General features: G+C 69.9%; 16 protein-coding genes and 1 pseudogene. 2 read left to right on the forward strand and 15 right to left on the reverse strand.

Annotated elements, in window-relative coordinates:
• Positions 1-196 precede the first annotated feature (196 nt).
• The 15 genes and pseudogenes from OG959_RS04490 to OG959_RS04560 all read right to left on the reverse strand — a co-directional run.
• Positions 197-619, reverse strand: a pseudogene (locus OG959_RS04490) (tyrosine-type recombinase/integrase); the annotation flags it as partial.
• Positions 620-655: 36 nt separating this feature from the next.
• Positions 656-1,216 (reverse strand): site-specific integrase, encoded by a 561-nt coding sequence (locus OG959_RS04495; protein ID WP_326656726.1) that lies wholly within the window; start codon positions 1,214-1,216, stop codon positions 656-658.
• A 643-nt stretch (positions 1,217-1,859) separates the two neighbouring features.
• The gene (locus OG959_RS04500; RefSeq protein ID WP_326656728.1) at positions 1,860-3,233 is read right to left on the reverse strand and encodes a tryptophanase; all 1,374 of its coding nucleotides are present in this window, start codon (positions 3,231-3,233) and stop codon (positions 1,860-1,862) included.
• Positions 3,206-4,462: a tryptophan dimethylallyltransferase family protein gene (locus OG959_RS04505; protein WP_326656730.1), complete on the reverse strand. Its 1,257-nt coding sequence runs from the start codon at positions 4,460-4,462 to the stop codon at positions 3,206-3,208. The genes OG959_RS04500 and OG959_RS04505 overlap by 28 nt, the downstream gene beginning before the upstream one ends.
• A 352-nt stretch (positions 4,463-4,814) precedes the next feature.
• Positions 4,815-6,161, reverse strand: coding sequence for a cytochrome P450 (locus OG959_RS04510; RefSeq protein WP_326656732.1), 1,347 nt, complete (start codon positions 6,159-6,161; stop codon positions 4,815-4,817).
• On the reverse strand, positions 6,158-6,763 hold the full coding sequence (locus OG959_RS04515; protein WP_326656734.1) for a GTP-binding protein: 606 nt from the start codon (positions 6,761-6,763) through the stop codon (positions 6,158-6,160). Before OG959_RS04515 ends, OG959_RS04510 begins: the two co-directional genes overlap by 4 nt.
• Positions 6,738-7,133: a DUF742 domain-containing protein gene (locus tag OG959_RS04520; RefSeq protein WP_326656735.1), complete on the reverse strand. Its 396-nt coding sequence runs from the start codon at positions 7,131-7,133 to the stop codon at positions 6,738-6,740. Before OG959_RS04520 ends, OG959_RS04515 begins: the two co-directional genes overlap by 26 nt.
• Positions 7,130-7,528 carry a roadblock/LC7 domain-containing protein gene (locus OG959_RS04525; RefSeq protein WP_219567465.1) on the reverse strand — a complete coding sequence of 133 codons (399 nt, stop codon included), beginning with the start codon at positions 7,526-7,528 and terminating at the stop codon, positions 7,130-7,132. Before OG959_RS04525 ends, OG959_RS04520 begins: the two co-directional genes overlap by 4 nt.
• On the reverse strand, positions 7,525-8,724 hold the full coding sequence (locus OG959_RS04530; RefSeq protein ID WP_326656737.1) for an ATP-binding protein: 1,200 nt from the start codon (positions 8,722-8,724) through the stop codon (positions 7,525-7,527). The genes OG959_RS04525 and OG959_RS04530 overlap by 4 nt, the downstream gene beginning before the upstream one ends.
• Positions 8,725-9,504: 780 nt before the next feature.
• Entirely contained in the window at positions 9,505-11,004 is a 1,500-nt protein-coding gene (locus OG959_RS04535) for an amidase (protein WP_326656738.1), read from the reverse strand.
• Positions 11,005-11,082: 78 nt separating this feature from the next.
• Positions 11,083-12,519 (reverse strand): purine-cytosine permease family protein, encoded by a 1,437-nt coding sequence (locus OG959_RS04540; protein WP_326656739.1) that lies wholly within the window; start codon positions 12,517-12,519, stop codon positions 11,083-11,085.
• 56 nt (positions 12,520-12,575) lie between these two features.
• The gene (gene hpxZ / locus OG959_RS04545; RefSeq protein ID WP_326656740.1) at positions 12,576-12,992 is read right to left on the reverse strand and encodes an oxalurate catabolism protein HpxZ; all 417 of its coding nucleotides are present in this window, start codon (positions 12,990-12,992) and stop codon (positions 12,576-12,578) included.
• A 2-nt stretch (positions 12,993-12,994) separates the two neighbouring features.
• Positions 12,995-13,540 carry a DUF1097 domain-containing protein gene (locus tag OG959_RS04550; protein WP_306081108.1) on the reverse strand — a complete coding sequence of 182 codons (546 nt, stop codon included), beginning with the start codon at positions 13,538-13,540 and terminating at the stop codon, positions 12,995-12,997.
• Positions 13,541-13,674: 134 nt separating this feature from the next.
• A complete protein-coding gene (locus OG959_RS04555) occupies positions 13,675-14,958 on the reverse strand; it encodes an amidohydrolase family protein (RefSeq protein ID WP_326656743.1) in 1,284 nt (427 codons plus the stop codon).
• Between the two features lie 221 nt (positions 14,959-15,179).
• Positions 15,180-15,833 carry a GntR family transcriptional regulator gene (locus OG959_RS04560; protein ID WP_326656744.1) on the reverse strand — a complete coding sequence of 218 codons (654 nt, stop codon included), beginning with the start codon at positions 15,831-15,833 and terminating at the stop codon, positions 15,180-15,182.
• A 74-nt stretch (positions 15,834-15,907) separates the two neighbouring features.
• On the opposite strand from OG959_RS04560, the gene OG959_RS04565 reads away from it, so the two are divergent.
• Complete coding sequence (locus OG959_RS04565) at positions 15,908-17,035, forward strand: acetamidase/formamidase family protein (RefSeq protein ID WP_326656745.1); 1,128 nt, start codon at positions 15,908-15,910, stop codon at positions 17,033-17,035.
• Positions 17,032-18,255, forward strand: a complete 1,224-nt coding sequence (locus OG959_RS04570; protein ID WP_326656746.1) for an amidase family protein — start codon at positions 17,032-17,034, stop codon at positions 18,253-18,255. The genes OG959_RS04565 and OG959_RS04570 overlap by 4 nt, the downstream gene beginning before the upstream one ends.
• Positions 18,256-18,310: the final 55 nt, after the last annotated feature.

An 18,310-nucleotide genomic window follows, 5' to 3' on the forward strand; every position in this document is an offset into this window, starting at 1 on the left:
AGTCACCAACTCCATAGACGCACCCCCACCCAACGATCCCAAACTGGCCATACGCGGTCGCATTGGACTGGGCGGACACCCAAAGACGAATTTGCCTACGTGTGCCATGTGGTACCGAGGGAGGGGCCGATCACCAGGACTGGTGCGTCTTCTGGCCCGTCAAAGCGGTATTGCAGGGTTTCCACGTTCTTCTCACTCACCCACTCACGCTCCCACATCTCACATTCGCCGCGTGAGCGGGGGCCGGGGCACTCGCCGGACCTCCCCACATTTCCGCAGCCGGCCGTAGATCCTCCACATCCGGCTTCACATACCAGCGCTTGGTCGTGCGGACGTCGGTGTGCCCGGCCCAGCGGGCAAGAAGACGGTCCGGCACCCCTTGGTTCGCCAGGTACGTGAAGCAACTCGCACGGGCGTCGTACAAACGCACCCGGCGCAGCGAATTCTCGACCATGACCTTGTATGCCCGCTCACGCAACTGGCGCCCGTCGAGTGCCCTGCCGAGGCCGTCCACGAGCACGTACTCGTTGTCCTCGTACCTCTCCCCCGCATCGGGCTTCTCGGTGATCTGTGTGGCCCGGAAAGCGGCAAGAGCCTCGCCCACCAGGTCAGGCAGGGGGAGCTGACGCTCCCCCGCAAGGGACTTCGTATCCTCTTAGACCACTACCTTGTTGCCCATCAACGTCCGGGTCCGGTGGACGGTCAGGGTGGCCCCGCCCAGGTCGACGTCGGCCCAGCGCATGACGCAGATCTCCGCAGGCCGCAGACCCATCAAGGACCGGAGGAAGGCGGCGTAGAGACGGTCGTCCATGACCGCATCCACGAAGGCGCGCACCTCCTGAAGGTTCCAGGGCGGGATCACGGTTTTCGCCCGCCGCTCCGCCTTCCGATGGTTTCGAGGGACCTTCACCTCCCGGGCAACGTTCACCTCGACGAGGCGCCGAGCAACCGCCCGGCCGAGCGCCTCCTCCAACCGCGCCAGCGACATCTCAACCGAAGCCACCCCCAACCCGGTGCCCGCCTTGCCACCTCGCACCCGGCCCTCGCGCAGCGCCCACTTCATCCACTCCTCGACATCGTCCTCGGCGAGGTCCTGGAGCCGGATGTGCCCGAGTATTCCCCGAAGACGCGCCAGAGTCGTGGTGTAGCTGTAGACGGTGCTCTCCTCCAGGTCCTCCGCCTTCCTGGCCAGCCATTCATCGAGCCACTCGTCCAAGGTCCTTCCATCGAACGGCACGGCCGCGGCCTCGTAGCGGCGGTGCGTGATGTACGTCGACCACGAACCGGTACCGAACCCCCCTTCGCATTCGGCGGAAGCTTCTTGATGGCCTGGCTCGCACCACGCAGTGAACCGACTCCGCCCATGTCCTGGCCTTGAGGCCGGCCCTGACCTGCCTGAGCTGATCACCGAAGCGGCGCACCGCACGGGAAGAAGTTGCCGGCACCGCCTCTCACCTGCTGGACGAACCGGTCGGCCAGGACCGGGGACGCCGCTACGGCCGACCGGCCCGCCTAGGACCGCTTGAACATGCTCAGGAGACGGCGTCTGCAGGTTTGGGTTCCACGATCTCAAGCACCGCCCTGTCCGCTCACGCCCCGAGCACCTGGCCGCCGTCGCCGCAGAACTCAGCAGCCGCCCACGCAAAACGCTCGACTGGGAAACCCCAGCCGAGCGCCTCGCTGAGTTACTGGACCTGGCCAGTTGACCAGCAGTGTTGCAACGACTCCTCGAATTCGCCCACCAGGGTGGGGCCTTCCCGTGGCCGCCGCACTGTCGCTGGACCGGTACAGCCGAAAGATCTGCGCTGCTTCAGGATTCTGACGGCTGGGCTCGCGTCGTAACGACCGAACAGTGCTGATCAGTCGCCGGACTTCACGGGCTCCAGTTTGATGCTGAAGTGTCGGAGGATCGGGGACTGGCCCGTAACCCGGTAGCCACGGACCGATTCAGGATTCTTCGCGATATCTGCCAGGGTGGCTGCGACGTGGTCGTAGTGGCTGCGGGTGTAGACCCGTCGGGGGAGAGCCAGCCGTACAAGTTCGTAGGGCGCCGTCTTGACAGGGTTGCCGTGCTCGTCCTCTTCACCGAGGTACAGCGACCCCAGCTCCGCCGAGCGGATGCCTCCGCGCAGATAGAGCTCGCAGACGAGTGCGGTGCCGGGGTACTGGTGCGGGGGGATGTGGGGCAGGAGGCGCCCGGCGTTGACGTAGAGGGCGTGCAGACCCGCGGGTTCCACGATGTCGACGCCGGCCTCGCGGATGCGTGCGGCGAGATAGGCGGCTATGTCGGCACGCTCGGCGAGGTAGGCCGGCTCGGTCACTTCGAGGAGGCCGCGGGCCATCATGTCGAGGTCACGTCCGGACAGACCGCCGTAGGTGGTGAATCCTTCGGTGGCGATGAGCAGACCCCCGCACCGCTCGGCGAGTTCGGCGTCCTTCAGACCGATGAAGCCGCCAATGTGGACGATTCCGTCCTTCTTCGCGCTCATGACGCAGCCGTCGGCGAGGCGGAAGGCTTCCTCGGCGACCTGGCGCGGGGTGCGGTCGGCGTAGCCGGGTTCGCGCTGGGTCACCAGCCAGGCGTTCTCCGCGAACCGGGCCGCGTCGAGGATCATCGGCACGTTGTGACGGCGGCACAGTTCGGCGGTGCGGTGCAGGTTGTCCATGCTGACCGGCTGGCCCCCGCCACCGTTGTTGGTGATGGTCATCAGCACGGCCCCAACGGGCGTCTGGTCCGCGTTCTCCAGGGCCTGTTCGAGGGCGATCAGGTCGATGTTGCCCTTGAACGGAAAGTCGCTGTCGAGGTCCTTCGCCTCGGCGCAGGGCAGGTCGTACGCCGTGCAGCCAGTCAGTTCGACGTTGGCGCGGGTGGTGTCGAAGTGCGTGTTGGACAGCACACTCGTGCCAGGCCGCAGCAGCGAGGAGAAGAGGATGCGCTCGGCCGCGCGGCCTTGGTGGGCCGGCAGGATGTGGGGGTAGCCGGTGAGTTCGGAGACGACCTCGTGCCACCGGTAGAAGGAGCGGCTGCCGGCGTAGGACTCGTCGCCCTGCATTCCTGCGGCGAGCTGGTCTGCGGAGATGGCACCGGTCCCGGAGTCGCTCAACAGATCGATGGTGACTTCGTCGGCCCGCAGATCGAAGGGGTTGTAGGCGACCCGCTTCAGCGCGGCCTCGCGCTCCTCCCGGGTGGTGAAGGCAAGAGGTTCTACGACCTTGATGCGGTAGGGCTCCACGTGACTTCCTTCTGTGCGGTGGGCGGGCTGATGTGGCCGACGGCCTGGCGCCCGAGGTCCAGGACGCTCTGGGTGCGTTCCGCAGGCATCCAGGTGCCCCGCGGGTACTGCTCCTGCGGCGGCCGGACGCGGTGGGCCTCGGAACTCAGGTAGGAGGTGAGCCGGGGCGGCCGGTTGCGCTCGTACACCAGGGCCAGGTAGGCGATCAGCCCCACTCCGTCGGCGAGGGTTCGCTGTGTCAGCGCTCCCAGACTTCGGTTCAGGACGGTGGGGTCCATGCCGGCCCGGGTCAGCAGCGCTGTGGCGCGGGCGAGGGCCTCATCGTCGTCGCGCACGTAGTCGCGAACGGGGATGTGGAGCGTGAAGCCGCTCGGGTTGCTGTCGCCTTCGGTGAAGGAGTGGCAGGTGAGCGCAGGCCGCCGCACCAGTCGCAGGGTGTCGTTTCCGCCGCGCTCGGACGGCGCGAGGGAGCCCGCGGCCGCGTGGAAGAAGTAGCGGATGTCGGCCGCTGAGGCTCCGGAGGTACGGCTGAGCGCGCAGGCGTCATCGGCTGACATGCGCGGGTGTCTCACGTAGACCTTGACGCGGGGGGACGCCCAGGCGCCCAGGTCCAGAGCGAGGAACGGATAGCCGGCCGCCGGGGGCAGTTGCTCGAAGGCCCGGCCGTAGCCGAGCCGCCGCAGTGCCTCGTGCACGGTGCGGGCCGCGTTTTCCGGGCCGGAGGCGGAGGGGTTCAGGTAGACCTTGACCCCTGGGACCCCTCCGGCGCGCAGATCGAGCGCATACCACAGGGCCAAGGGGCCCTGTGCTGCGGCGGGGAAGAACAGGTCGGCGAGGGCGTCGAGTTGGTCGGTGGCGAAGCCCCAGCGGGCGCCCATGGCACGGATGACCGCAAGCCCGGCACAGCCGCTGTCGACCATGTCGCTGTGGGCCCACCCGGGCTCCACGAGCACGCGCAGGGACGGGTCGGCGTCCGGAGCGCTGGCGAGGGAGAACTCGACGGGGGTGTGGTCATCGGAGAGGAAGGTGGGCGAGGCCGGCGGCAGAAACAGCGGCCGGTGGGCGGCGCCTGCGAGGGAGTCGATCAGGACCTGTCCGTACAGCTCGGTGTCCGCCTCGCTCAGGCCCACCGTGGCGCCCAGGCGCCGCAGCTGACCGAGTACGTGGTCGCCGAGCGTCGTCTCGCCGGGGCTGGTTGCCGGTACGCCGGGATCCGGGCGGGAGTTCATCGTGTGCCTCGCACGTCGTGGCGCGTAACGCGTCTGGACGGTGCGGGAGTACGGGGACGTGCTCCGCCGGCAAGGGAGGAGACGAGGGTCGATCCGCTGCCGGGAGCAGCGGGTATTCGGTCCTGCGGCTGGTCGGGGTCTCGGCCCCCGCACGCGTTCCGTCTGCTGAGGGTGGTGCGCCGTGCGCCCGGTCGGGCGCTCGCGAATGGGGGCGCGGAGATGCTTGCGAGGTCCACTACCTCTCCTTCATCTTGTGTCACTCCAGACACTCCGCGCCGTCCTACCCAGGAAGTTGATCTTTCATGCAGGCTATGTCAACTGCCTGTGTCACATGCATCACAGGGGGTGTGGGCTACTGGCCCGTCAGCCACTTCCTGAAGCTGCTCCAGCGCCCCGCTTTGCCGGTGGGCTGCGGCGCCGCTGGCGCGGGTGCGGCCGCGACGGGGGGTGCCTCGTAGCGGGGCACGGCCGTCGGCTCCGGTGCGGCCGCGGCGCGCGGGGTGACTGCGCTGAACCGCACGGGCAGGGAGATCAGGGCCCGGTTGAAGGGACCGGGCCGCCAGGCGAGGCTGTCCGCGGGGACGGCGAGTTCAACGTCGGGCAGGGCGTTGAACAGCGTCTCCAGGCCCGTCAGGGCGATCAGCCTGGCCGGCTCCTTCGACGGGCAGGCGTGCGGGCCGGCGCTCCAGGCGAGGTGACCGCGGGTGTCGGCACCGCGGTCCGCGAGCGCCGTGTTGGCGGCGCCGAAGGACACCAGCACCAGGTCACCGGCGCGCACCTTGTCGCCGGCCACGTCCGTGTCGACCACCGGGTAATGGGGCGCATAGTTGGACATCGGCGCATTGCGCCACAGCGTGTCGTCCACAGCCTTGTCGAACTGCCCCAGGCGCGCGAACTCCTCGTTGGTCAGCATCGTGTAGAAGGCGTTGCCGATCAGGTTGCCCTCCGGCTCGCCGCCCGCACCGAGGAGCAACACCAGTGTGTGCGCCAGTTCCTCGTCGTTCAGCTGCGCCGGATGCTGCATCAGGTAGGACGTGACGTCCTCCCCGGGCTGGGCGCGCTTGAGCGCCACCAGCTCGCTGACCGCTCCGAGCAGGACCTGGCTGGCCGCTTCGGCGTTGACTCCGTCGAACATGCCGGAGATGCCGAACAGCACCCGGTCACCGATCTCTGCCGGGCAGCCGAACAGCTCGTTGAACACGTACAGCGGGAGCTGCTGGGCGTAGTCGCGGAGCAGGTCAGCGCTGCCGCGGGCGCTGAACTGGTTGATGAGGAACTGGGCCGCCTGGCCGACGATCCGGCTCAGCCGCTTGTTGCTGACGCGGGCGAAGGAGTCGGTGATGGCCTGGCGCAGCCGCACATGCTCGGCGCCGTCGGTGAACATCGCGTTCGGCCGGTAGGCCAGCAGCGGCAGGACCGGGCTGTCGGGGCGGACGCGGCCCTCGGCCAGGGCACGCCAGCGGCGTGAGTCCTTGCGAAAGGTCGTCGAATCCTGCAGCAGTTCCAGAGCCGCGTTGTAATCGGTCACCAGCGTCGCCTCCACGCCGGGGGCGATGGTGACCGGAGCGGTGGGGCCGAGCTCGCGCATGTAGCGGTAGTACGCGTGCGGATTGGCAGCGAACTCCGCGCTGTCCAGGGGTATGCGCTGCCCGCTGCCGTGTGCGGGGCAGCCGGGCGGAGGTACGGAGGGGGTTGTCATGCGTGCTCCAGGTCGGCGCGCTCGTGCAGATAGCGGACCAAGGTGATCAGGGCGTCGACGGACGACTTCTCGTCGCGTGCGTCGATGGTGACGACGGGGGTGTCGGGCAGCAGGTCGAGTGCCTCCCGGACGTCCTCCGGGGTGTGGACCGTACTGCCGTCGAAGTGATTGATGGCCACGGCGAAATCGAGGCCGTAACTCTCGACCAGATCCATGATGTCGAAGGAGTCGGCCAGGCGCTCGGGGTCCACCAGGACCAGGGCGCCCAGCGCTCCGCGGGCCGTGTCGTCCCAGAGACTCACGAAGCGCTGCTGTCCGGGGGAGCCGAACAGGTACAGAACGATGCGCTCGCTCAGCGTCAGCCGGCCAAAGTCCAGGGCGACGGTGGTGGTGGTCTTTCCCTGAACCCCTTTGAGGTCGTCGACGCGCTCCGAGAGCGTTGTCATCCGCTCCTCGGTGGACAACGGCGTGATCTCGGAAAGTGAGCCGATCAGGGTGGTCTTGCCGACGGCGAAATGCCCGACGACCAGGATTTTCACTGCAGTCTGCTGTGCGCCGCTGGGCACGTAGGCATCCTCAGACAGAGAGAGCCTTGAGGCCATCGAGCACCTCCTTGAGCAGGGCCTTGTTGGTGGGACGGGCCGAGGGCACGGGCGCCCGGGTCACGAGATAGCCCCCCTCGGCGAGGGAACTGAGCAGCGCCTTGACCACCCCGAGCGGCAGCTGGGAGTGCGCGGCGATCTCAGCGACCGAGAGGTAGCCACTGGAGCACATCTCCAGGATCTGTTCCTCCTCGGGCGAGAGCCGTTGGGGGCGCTGCTGCTCGTCGGAGGCCGTCGTAACGAGAGTGATGAGGGCGAACTCGCCCTCATCGGGCAGGTCACGGCCACGGGTGATGACGTAGGGACGGACTAATTCTCCGGCCTCGGACACGACCTCGGGCTCGGGCTCGGGACGGGCGGGTTCCGTCATGAGGTGACCGTGTCGCCGCGAAGGCCGGTCGACATCGCCTTGCCCAGCCGGCTGACCAGCTGCTGCATCCGGTACGTGATGTCCTGCATGTCGACCTCGGCCGACGCCGCCACGGCAAGGTAGCTGCCGCCGCCCGCAGCGTTCAGGAACACCCAGCCCCCGTCGAACTCGATGAGGGTCTGGCGCCAGTTCGCTCCGTGCTCACCGCAGAAGAAGCTGACGGCCCGGCTGAGCGACTGCAGGCCGGAGACGGCGGCGGCCACCTTGTCGGCATCGCCCCTGTCAAACTCCGCAGTACGGGACATCTGGAGGCCGTCGGCAGAAATCAGGACCGCGTGGAGAGCATGCGGAATCTGCAGCGCGTCCTCAAGCATCCAGGACAGGTCGTCGCTCACGGGGCATCGAATCCTTCGTGTGAATCGGCAGTGGTATCGCCTTCGGCGGCCGGTACCCCCGCACCTCGGCCGCTGAGAGTGCCGCGCTGAAACGCGCCCATGGCCGCCACCCTTGCCTCTGCTGACCGGGCCGGCGGCGCTTCATCAGATCTGCGGCCGCCGTCCGGCACGAGCGCCATGCCGCGCTTGTTCCGTCGCCGGGGCAGCCCGCCCTCTGCCGCCGCAGGAGCCGATGCGCGGCTCTCGGCAGCGGCATTGACTTCCTGCGTGGTAGTGGGCGTCTTGGGTTCGGGCATCTCGGTCAACAACTCCTTCGGCACCATCACCACCGCGCGGACGCCGCCGTAGGGAGAGGTGCTGTCGATGGCGACCGTGAACCCGAACCGCGCGCACAGGGCACCGATCACCGCGAAGCCGAACGCGGGAGGGTTGCCGAGCTCCGCAACGCTGACCGCAGACCCGCTGGACAGCAGAGCGGTGGCGTTCGTCCGTTCTTCCTCGCTCATGCCGACACCGGCGTCGTCGATCACGATGCAGATGCCCCGGGGCACCGTCCGCACCTCGACCTCGACCATGGTGGACGGCTCGGAATAGCTGGTCGCGTTGTCGAGCAGCTCGGCCACCGTCAGCGCGATCGGTTCGACGGCTCGGCTGGTCACCGCGAAATCGACCCGTGAGGCGATTTCGATGCGCTGGTAGTGCCGGATACGGCCCTGCGCTCCGCGGATCACGTCATAGACCGATGCAGCCTCCCGCTGCCGGCCGAGCCACCCGCCGCACAGCACAGCAATGGACTGCGCACGTCGGTTGAACTGCGAGTTCATGTGGTCGATGTCCAGCATGTCCCGCAACACGGCCGAGTCGCCGTACTTCTTCTGCAACCCGGAGATGGCCCGCTGCTGCTCCGCGGCAAGGCCTTGAAGGGTCCGCATGGCCGACTTCAGTACGGTGTTCGTGGCCTCCTCCGCCTCTTCCTTGGCCTGGCGGACCACCTCGTCGTAGCCGCTGCGCAGCTCGGTGACGGTGGACTCGAGGTCGGCGGCCCTGCCCTGCGATGCGGTCAGCTCACCCTGAAGGCCCTGCTTTCGACGACGTAGCGCCTTGATCGTTTTTCGCTGGCGAGTTATTACCGTGGCGGCGACAGCGACGCCGACGGCAAGCGCCCAGACTGTCGGATCCTGCCAAAAATTCGTCATGTGACTCTCTATTGAGCGGCTGGATTCCAGCTCTCGAAAACTGTCCAAGCGGACCCTCGGCTGTGGGCAGACGTCACCGCCCGGAGAGCCTCCTGGCTGTAGCCATGCCAAGGTGAATGCTCATGTGGCATGTGCACGCGAGCGTATCACCGGACGATCATGAGACTCTGTCAAGTCCGCCACGCCGTTGCCCCGTTGGCGAGAAATGCATGTTCATGTCAGTGAGGAAGGTGTGTCTGCGAGGTGGAGGCCCAGTGGCGGAGCGCACCATGCCGCTCAGTAGTGTGGCACCTGGGTTCTCGCAGCTCTGCGCCGCATCTCGCCTCGTAGCGGGCTGACGCGGCGATACAGAGCAGGGCGAGTGCGATCCGACCAACAAGCGTGCGCAGGGCACAGATGGCCGATTCGAGAGCGGTTGCAGACAGCGACGCGAGCTGCGACTCAGGACATGTGACCGCAACCCTCACGGTCTGGGATTCCTCGCCGCCGGCAGCCTGTCCAGAACGCGGCGAAGCGAACGACCGAGGCGGCCCAGCCCATATTCAGGTGCGCCCGTACTGGAAAGGCCGGTGGGAACCGCCCCATGAAGACCGCGTCGCCCCGTGATCGCTGACCCGCCCGACTGCGATCTGCACCGACACCCCCTGAGGGCTGTCCCTGTCCCGCAATTCCTGGCAGGCGCACGACGACAGCTACGGCACGCCGGTCGTCGCCCCGTCGATCTCGATCACGAAGACGCCGGGGCGCCGAGGCCCCCAAGAAGCGTCGCGACGACTGTCTTCAGGGAGCGACGGTGCCCGCCGTCCGCTCCCTTGCCGCTCGGCCTCCGGTCACCCTCGGACGGCGATGAGCCCAGGGACGTATCGCCTCGTAGGCCGCGGCCGTACGGAGGACGGTCTCGTCGGCGAGGTGGCCACCGATCAGCTGGAGGCCGACCGGGAGACCGTCCGGTGTACGGCCGGCCGGGAGACTGACCGCGGGCGCACCGGTGAGGGACGCCGGGTAGTTGAAGCCGATCCAGGCGGTGTCGGTGACGCGCCGTCCATCGATACGGCAGGGTCCCTGCATGCCGACGGGGAACGGGGGGACGCAGGAGGTGGGCGTGATGAGGATGTCGTAGCGGGACATCAACACGGCCATGCGGTTGGTCAGGGCCTTGCGCGCGATGTTGGCGTCGGTCAGCTCCTCCGCCGTCCATTCCCGGGTCATCCAGGACACCAGGTGCGGGGACATGGACGGGCCGTGCGCGTCGATGAGGCGGCGCATGCCGGTCAGGTCCGTCTCGGCGGTGATCAGCGCCTGAAACGCTTCCGCGGGGTCGCTCCAGCCCGGTTCGGCCTCCTCGACCGTGCAGCCCAGGTCACGGAAGGCGGAGACTGCATCGTCGACGACCGCACGCACCGCGGGGTCGACCGGGAGGTAGCCGAGATCGGGGCTGTAGGCGATGCGGAGCCCGGCGCATCCTTCCACGGCGCCGCGCCGGACCGCTGTGTTCCAGTCGACGTCGTGGCAGGGGATGGAGTGCCGGTCCCGCGGGTCGGGGCCGGCGAGCACCGACAGCATGAGAGCGGTGTCGGCGACCGTTCGGGTCAGCACTCCCAGATGTTCGAGGCTCTCCCAGCCCGAGACGCCGGGGAACCGTTCGTCGCGGCATCCCGGCCAGACCGGGACACGGCCCATCGACGGTTTGAAGCCGACCAGTTCACAGAATGCGGCGGGCACGCGCAAGGAGCAGCCGCCGTCACTGCCGAGCGCCACCGGGCCGAGTCCCGCGGCGACCGCGGCAGCCGATCCGGCACTGGAACCGCCGGGGGTCAGTCCGGTGCTCCACGGATTGCGGCTGGGCGGGAAGAGGGGGTTGTGGCCGGCCGCGCTGTAACCGAACTCCGTGGTGTTGGTCTTGCCGAGCACGACGGCTCCGGCCTCGACGCTCCGTTCCACGACGATGTCGTCCTCGTCGGGTACGTGGTCGCGGTACGCGGGGGAACCGGAGGTGGTCCGCAGACCCGCGGTCGCGATCAGGTCCTTCACGCCGAGCGGCACACCGGCCAGTGGTCCAGGGGTTCCGCCACGGGCCAGGTGGTTCGCCAGCGCGACCGCCCTCGCGCGGGCCTGCTCGGGGGCGGGTGTGCAGAAGGCGCCGATCAGCGGGTTGACCTCCTCCATACGGTCCAGCACCGCGTCCACGATCTCGACCGGGCTGAGGCGGCGGTCGGCCACTCCGGTGACGATGTCGGTGGCCGGCAGGAAGCACAGTTCATCGCGTTCTTCGGGAGTCACGGGGGCCCTTTGTTCTCGGCGGGGACGTGGGGTGGGGCAGGTCGGCGACAGGGGACGAAGCCGGGGCTGCCACTCGTCTCACACGTGGAGCGGATCGGGCTCCGCGGAGTCGGCAGTGGAGCGGCCGGCCCCGGCGCCGGCCGTCGGGGGCGTGCTCGTGGCGGCTTCGCCGTCGGACGGGCGACGCCTCGTCCACCAGAGGTGGCCGCCGTGGACCAGGGCGGCCACCGCGAACCCGAGCGCGGCGTCCACGGAGCCGGGGTGCGTGTGGTGCAGCGCCCACGCCGCCGCCGATCCGGCCGCCCAGGCGACGAGCGCGGGAAGGACGTATCCGGCGTGGCGGGAACCCGGTCCCCCGGTGGGTGCCTCGACGTCGTCGGCGGGTCGCGGCGGACGCCGCCGGAACCGGTCGGCCGCGTGCTGGACGATCAGCACGGCTCCGATGGGCGGCACGAGGATACCGAGGAGCTGGAGCCAGCTCACGATGGAACTCCACACACCGGTCAGGGCGATGACCGATCCGAGGACCCCGAGGGCGACGACCAGGGGGCGCATGCGCAGCGGTGTCGTACCCGACCATCCCAGGGCCGCGTTGTACAGGCAGTGTGCGGCGACGGAGCCGAGGTTCGTGAGGGTGAAGAGGACGGCCAACGCGGTGATCCAGGCGCCGTGTCCGGTGAGCAGGCCGAGGTAGGTACCGCCGTCGGTCGCCGGGTTCGCGGCGCCGCCGGTGGCGACGACGGCGCCACCGACCAGGTAGGCGACGGTGTTGCTGAGCGGGAACGCGCTGAACGTGGCCAGGACGGCGGACCGGCCGTCCCGGCTCCAGCGTGTGAAGTCCGCCGTCATGGTCCCCGAGTCGACGAAACCGGCGATGACGATGCCGACGGCGGACCAGAAGGTGATGCCGTGGTCGTGCCCCTGGAAGTCGAGGGCCTGGGAGAGGCCGGCGCCGTCCTGCGCCGCGTACCAGAAGGCGAGGGCCGCGGTGACGAGGAAGAGCGGGACGCCCAGCAGCCCGACGGCGGAAAGGGCCCGTATACCGGCCGCGGTCAGACCGATGTATACAGCGGCCCCGAGCAGTGCGCCCCACAACGGGGTCCAGCCGAGGACCTGGTGCAGGGCCGTGCCGGTGAGACCGACCTGGTAGGAGAACCAGCCGATGACGACGGTGGCGAGGAATCCGGAGACGACCGCGCGACCGCGCGGACCGAACACCGCGGCGGACTGCTGCGCGAAGCTGCGCCCGGTCCTGCCGGCGTGGTGGCTCAACGCACCCACGTAACAGAAGAGCAGAAGGTTTCCGGTGAGGATGGCCCAGAAACCCTGTACGAGGCCGAGGTTGTAGACGATCAGGCCGCCGAACACGGCGTTGCCCAGGCACATGGGGAAGCCGGCCCACACTCCGGCCACGGAGAGCAGGCTCTTCCTGGCGTGGGCCGGGACTGCGGTGTGCTCGTACTCCTCACCCGCTGCGGTGTGGCGGTCGGCGTCGGTCGTGCGTGGTGCGGCCATGGTGATCCCTTCGGTGGTACGCGGGTGGCGCTGCTCGGACGGGCGGTGCGGGAGCCTCAGGGCGCCGGCGGGCGCTGGGAGACATGGGCGGCGACGACGCGCCAGCCCTGGGGCAGCCGGAGCCAGGTCTGGGTCTGTCTGCCGACGCCGGGCTCTCCGTCGCGGACGAAGAGGGTGGTGGTGACGGCGGTGTCGTGTCCGTAGGTGGTCACTTCGGTCCTGATCCGGGCGCGCCGCAGTCCGGCCGCGGGCCGTCGGCGGCGGAACTCGGCTATCTCGGCCGCGCCGAAGAGTTCTTCCCCCGCGCCGATGCGGACCGTCTCCGGGGCGTCCCGGAAGAAGCCGTCCAGGGCGGGGACGTCGTTGCCGGTCAGTGCCGCCTCGTAGGCGTCGGCAAGGGCGCGGACCTCGGCTACGATCTCGGGCCGATCGACCTGGCCCGGCGTGGCGGGGAGGTGGGCCTGCTGCTGCATGGTCAGCGAACCTCCGCGGCGGCGGCCGGAAACTCCACGGCGGGGGCGGGCCGGGACAGGGTCAGCCGGTGTGCCAGATACGCATATACGGGGCCGAGCGCGTTCATCGCGACGACGCTCAGCCATGCCGCCCAGACGTTTCCGGGTTCGTAGCCGAAGCCCCCGAAGTAGGTGGCGAAGTAGGAGGCGAATCCGAGGAACATGCCCGGGACGAGTGAGGTGGCACGGAGGCGGCCGGAGTACATGAGGGCGGTGTTGAGGACCAGGATGACCGCCCCGAGCAGGGCGTTCTGCGCCCAACGCGCCTCGCTGACGTGAGGGGCGAGATGCTGTTCGCAGACGACGATGGCCAGGGCGAAGGCCGAGCCCACCGGCATCGCCCGCCAGAGCCTGGTGGCGTTGGCCAGGCTGGGTCCGCCCATCAGGTGCAGCCCGGCCCACGAGATGAAGATCGCCCACGGCGGCAGGTTCAGCGCCGTCCCGCCGACGAAGGCAGTGGTCGCGGCGAGGACGGACGCGGTGAGTTCGTGCGGAATGCGCTCACGCATGGCGTGCTCCTGACAGACGGCAGGTGGGAAGGGGGCAGAGCGCCGTCCCGGGACGGGCGGCGGGAACGGGGCGGCAGAGGACGGTTCGCCGCGACCGATTGCGAGTCGTGGGCGCGAGGCAGCCGGTCAGCGCTCTACGCGGCCCGGATGCCCTCGGCGGTCTCGACCGGGGTATCGATGATTTCGGTGGTACGGACTGAACGCGCCACGACGCGACCGCGCTTGACGACCCAGCGGCGCTCCGGACGGTCGACCAGCACGTCCGCGTGGCAACGCGTCCCGAGAACCACCAGGTCGGCGCGGGCTCCGGGGTGGATGCCGTAGCCGTCGTGGACGCCGGTGACGCGGGCGGCCTCCGTCGTGGCCATGCGCAGGATGCGTCCGGTGTCGGCCGGGCCGCCCATGTGGCAGGTCTGGGCGAGCAGGTGGCCGATGTCGAGCATGTCGGCGTTGCCGAAGGGCGTGAAGGCGTTGCGGACGTTGTTGGAGGAGTAAGCGGTCACCACTCCCCCGTCGATCAGTTCCCGGACCGGGGCCACCCCCCGGCGCACGGCCCGGTCGTCGCCGCGCCCACCGAGGTACAGGTCGGTGGCGGGCAGCGCGACGACCGCCACTCCGGCCTCCGCGAGGAGTGCGACGACTTCGGCCCGCTCGGCGGGCGGCCGCCCGGCCAGCGAGGTCACATGGCCGAGCGTCACCCGGCCGCCGAGACCGTGCTCCCGAGTGGCCTCGGCGAGGGCACCGGCAAGGGCGAAGCGCCCGTCGGCGGTGTCGTCGGCGAAGTCGGCGTGCAGATCGGCCGGCACCCCGAACTCGACGGCGAGTCCGAGCACCGTGTCGATATGGCGGCGACAGGCGGCGACGTCCGCCTCGTTGTACGTACAGCCGCCGACAACGTCCGCACCCCGCAGAAGTGCCTCCCGCAGCAGGGCGTAGGTACCCGGCGCCCGTTCGATCCCTTCCTGCGGAAAGGCGACGACCTGAAGGTCGACCAAGTGCTTCTGGCTTTCCCGGAGTTCGAGCATGACGTCCAGCCCGACGAGACCGGCGACCGGGTCGACGTCCGGATGGGCGCGGATGAGCGTGGTGCCGTTGCCGACGGCCCACCGCAGCACCCGGAGGGCGCGGGCCCGTACCGAGTCATGGGTGAAGCCGCGCTTGAGCTCCCCCGTCACCTCGATGGCATCGGCCAGCGTCTGGGCCGGTCGGCCGAGTCCACTCAACAGTGCTTTGTCCAGGTGCAGATGGGACTCGATGAAACCGGGAACGACGACGAGTCCGTCGCAGTCGATGGTTTCGCGGGCAGGAGCCTTCGGCGGTACGTCGCCCACCACGTCGATCATCCCGTCGATGACGGCGATGTCGGTCGGCGCACCGTCCTCCGTGATCAACGCGCGGCGCAGCACGAGGTCGTACACAGCGATCCCCTTCTGGCGTTCCGGGAAAGAGTGACGTGCGATGACGTCCAGAAGGTGTATACAGAGACCGCGTTACGACATACCGCTCACCGCATGACGCTCGTGTTTCCGACAGCTCTTCACGCTCATGACCCGCAGAGCGGGACCGGCAGGCAGGTAGCGGAACAGGCGGGCGGCCGGCGCGGAAAGGGCACGTCGGACCGGCGTCCCGCCCTCATCGATCAGCGTCTTCCGCGCAGTCGGTAGGCGGCCTGGGCGCGCATGATGTGGTCGGCGACCCGGTCACGCGCCTCCTTCGGATCCTGGTCGCGCAACGCCTGGACGATCTCCTCGTGCTCGGCCCACGAGTCCGGTGCACGCCGGGGGAGTTCGACTGAATACACCCAGGAGATCTTGTATCCCAGCTGCGCCACCAGAGCCGCCAGCGTCGGACTGCCCGACGCCTCGGCGAGGACCCGGTGGAAGCGGGTGTTGAGATCGGCGAGCCCCGTCGACGAGCCGGCATCCAGGATCTCGCGGGCCTCGGCCACGAGGAGTTCGAGCGTGGCCAGGTGCACCGCGGTCCGGCGGGTGGCGGCACGCTCGGCACCGAACGGCTCGATGAGCAGGCGGATGCCCAGCAGGTCCTCGGCCTCCTTGTCGCTCAACTCGGCCACGAACGTGCCCCCGTACGGGCGCGAGTGCACGAACCCCTCGGCCTCCAGGGTGCGCAGGGCTTCGCGGACGGGAATGCGCGAGACCCGGTAACGGGCCGCGAGCCGCTCCTCGGTGAGGCGGTCCCCGGGCGTGAACACGCGTGTGACCACGTCGTTCCTGATGGCGTCGCACACCGCCTGCCCTGCGTCCCGCCTCCGCACCGCGCCGAGTTCGGTCATGGCTCCGCCCTCCGGGATTCGCCGGGCCACTTGGGTTAACCGGCTTGTAACGGGTGTATGCAAAGGTCAACGCCATGAGCGTACTTCAGCCTCACACCGGCACCATCGACGGTTCGGTCTACCTCGCCGCGGACCATGGGACGACGACCTGGGGACTGCTTCCCAACGCGGTCGGCCGCCCCGCCCTCACCGTGGACTCCGGCACCACCGTGTGCCTCGACACGACGAGTCACGAGGGCATCCTGCCGGACCAGGGGCGCGACCCGGTGAAGTTCTTCGCGGAGGCCGGGATCCCGGAGCGGGACGTGTTGCACGACGCCATCGAACTGGCTTCGTCCGACGCGCTGTTCGACCCCGGTGTACAGGGGCCCCATGTCGTCACCGGACCGGTCGCGGTGCGTGGTGCGCTCCCGGGCGACGTACTGGAGGTAGAGGTCGTGCGCCTGCGGCGCAGGACGGCGTACGGCGTGATCAGCAACCGGCACGGGCGCGGCGCCCTGCCCGGGGAGTACCCGTCGCCGGCTCCGGGCCACCCGGACGGGCAGCCCGTCCCCCCGGTGTCCCTGGTCGCCCATGTCGACGAGGACGGTCGCGGCCGACTGCCCGTCGGCGACGGGCGGGACATCGGGTTCCCGCTCGCCCCCTTCCTCGGCATCATGGGTGTCGCGCCCGCCACCGAGGCGCCGGTGCACTCGGTCCCGCCGGGGGCCCACGGCGGAAACCTCGACATCCGGCTCCTGGGCGAAGGCGCGCGCCTGTTCCTCCCGGTGCAGGTGCCGGGAGCCATGTTCTACGCGGGTGACCCGCACTTCGCCCAGGGCGACGGAGAGGTCGCCCTCACCGCGTTCGAGGCTCCCCTGCGGGCCACCCTGCGGCTGACCCTGCACTCCGACATCCGGGCCCGGCGGCTCGCGGCAGGGCTCGCCGGCCCGTACGCGGAGACGGCCGGGCACTATCTCGTGACCGGTCTCGACGAGGACCTCGACGAGGCCGTCCGCAAGGCCACCCGTTCGGCGCTCACCTATCTCGCCGAACGCTGCGGGCTGCCCGGCGCGGTGGCGCTGGCCTATCTGAGCGCCGCCGTCGACCTGCGCATATCGCAGGTCGTGGACGGCGTGAAGGGCGTCCATGTGTGCCTTCCCAAGGCAGATCTCGGTCCCCTGCTCATCGACGGACCCACCGCGCCGGGCCTGCTCCGGTGACCGGGGGCACATCCTCTCCGAGCGCACTGCCCGTCATCGGGCCGTACGTCCCCTGGCTGCCGTCCCCCGCCCTGCCGGAGCCTGTCGCCGCCGCCGGCCTGGCCGGTGCCAGGGTGGCCGTCAAGGACGTGATCGACCTCGCCGGCGCTCCCACCGGCAACGGCCACCCGCTGCTGCTCGCCGAAGCCGGAACGGCTTCGCGTCATGCCGCGTGCGTGTCCCGCGTGCTGGACGCGGGAGGGGTGACCGCGGGCAAGACCCACACCGACGAACTCGCCTACAGCCTGGGCGGCACCAATGCCCACTACGGCGCGCCCGCCAACCCTGCGGCGCCCGGCCGTCTGACGGGTGGCTCGTCCAGCGGTACGGCGGCCGCGGTCGCCGGGCGGCTCGCCGACCTGGGACTGGGTACCGATACCGCCGGCTCCATCCGGGTGCCGGCCTCCTACTGCGGCCTGTACGGGCTGCGCCCCACGCACGCACGCGCCGACCTGACCGGGATCAGCCCGCTCGCCCCCTCCTTCGACACCCCGGGCCTCCTCACCCGTACCCTCCCCCTGATGCGCGACGCCACCGCCGCCCTCCTGGCAGGCACCGAGCCCGGCGACCACACGACCCGCCGGTTGCTCGCCCCGGCCGACCTGTGGTCCCTGGCTGCTCCGGACGTACGCGCGGCCCTGTCACCCGCGCTCGACCGGCTGGCCGCCGGACTGGGCCTCAGCCCCGACCGGGCCTCCCTGTTCGACGACCGTGCACCGCTCCCGCACGCCGCGGCCCGGGACGCCTTCACCACGGTCCAGGCCGCGGAGGTATGGCACGCTCACGGCCGGTGGATCACACGGGCCCGCCCGGAGTTCGGCCCGAACGTCGCCGCGCGGTTGCACATGGCGGGCCGGGTGGGACGCGACCGCGAGGAGTCCGCCCGGTCCCACGCGGCGGCCGTCGCGCGCTGGCTCGGCGAGCGCCTGGCGGGCGCCGTACTGGCGATCCCCGCCACCCCGACGCCCGCCCCGGCATACGGCGAGCCGGGCACCGGAGTGCGCGAGGCTCTGCTCGGCCTGACATGCCTGGCAGGTCTGGGCGGCCTTCCGGCCCTCACCGTTCCCGGCCCTCGCGCGGGCGGTCTGCCGGTCGGAATCTGCCTGCTGGCCGCACCGGGCGGAGACGAACAGCTTCTGACAGTCGGCGCGTTCGCGGAGGCTGCATCGGACGGGGGCTGATGCGCCCTCAAGACGTGCGGCCGGGCGGCAGCGTTCAAGGGTGCGGCGCTGGGCT

This window comes from Streptomyces sp. NBC_00385 (assembly GCF_035917155.1).
Classification (GTDB): domain Bacteria; phylum Actinomycetota; class Actinomycetes; order Streptomycetales; family Streptomycetaceae; genus Streptomyces; species Streptomyces poriferorum.

Coding starts and splice junctions, on each gene's coding strand:
- OG959_RS04505 (WP_326656730.1), bottom strand. CDS start 4,462: ATGAACTCCCGCCCGGATCCCGGCGTACCGGCAACCAGCCCCGGCGAG.
- OG959_RS04510 (WP_326656732.1), bottom strand. CDS start 6,161: ATGACAACCCCCTCCGTACCTCCGCCCGGCTGCCCCGCACACGGCAGC.
- OG959_RS04515 (WP_326656734.1), bottom strand. CDS start 6,763: ATGGCCTCAAGGCTCTCTCTGTCTGAGGATGCCTACGTGCCCAGCGGC.
- OG959_RS04520 (WP_326656735.1), bottom strand. CDS start 7,133: ATGACGGAACCCGCCCGTCCCGAGCCCGAGCCCGAGGTCGTGTCCGAG.
- OG959_RS04530 (WP_326656737.1), bottom strand. CDS start 8,724: ATGACGAATTTTTGGCAGGATCCGACAGTCTGGGCGCTTGCCGTCGGC.
- OG959_RS04540 (WP_326656739.1), bottom strand. CDS start 12,519: ATGGCCGCACCACGCACGACCGACGCCGACCGCCACACCGCAGCGGGT.
- hpxZ (WP_326656740.1), bottom strand. CDS start 12,992: ATGCAGCAGCAGGCCCACCTCCCCGCCACGCCGGGCCAGGTCGATCGG.
- OG959_RS04550 (WP_306081108.1), bottom strand. CDS start 13,540: ATGCGTGAGCGCATTCCGCACGAACTCACCGCGTCCGTCCTCGCCGCG.
- OG959_RS04560 (WP_326656744.1), bottom strand. CDS start 15,833: ATGACCGAACTCGGCGCGGTGCGGAGGCGGGACGCAGGGCAGGCGGTG.
- OG959_RS04565 (WP_326656745.1), top strand. CDS start 15,908: ATGAGCGTACTTCAGCCTCACACCGGCACCATCGACGGTTCGGTCTAC.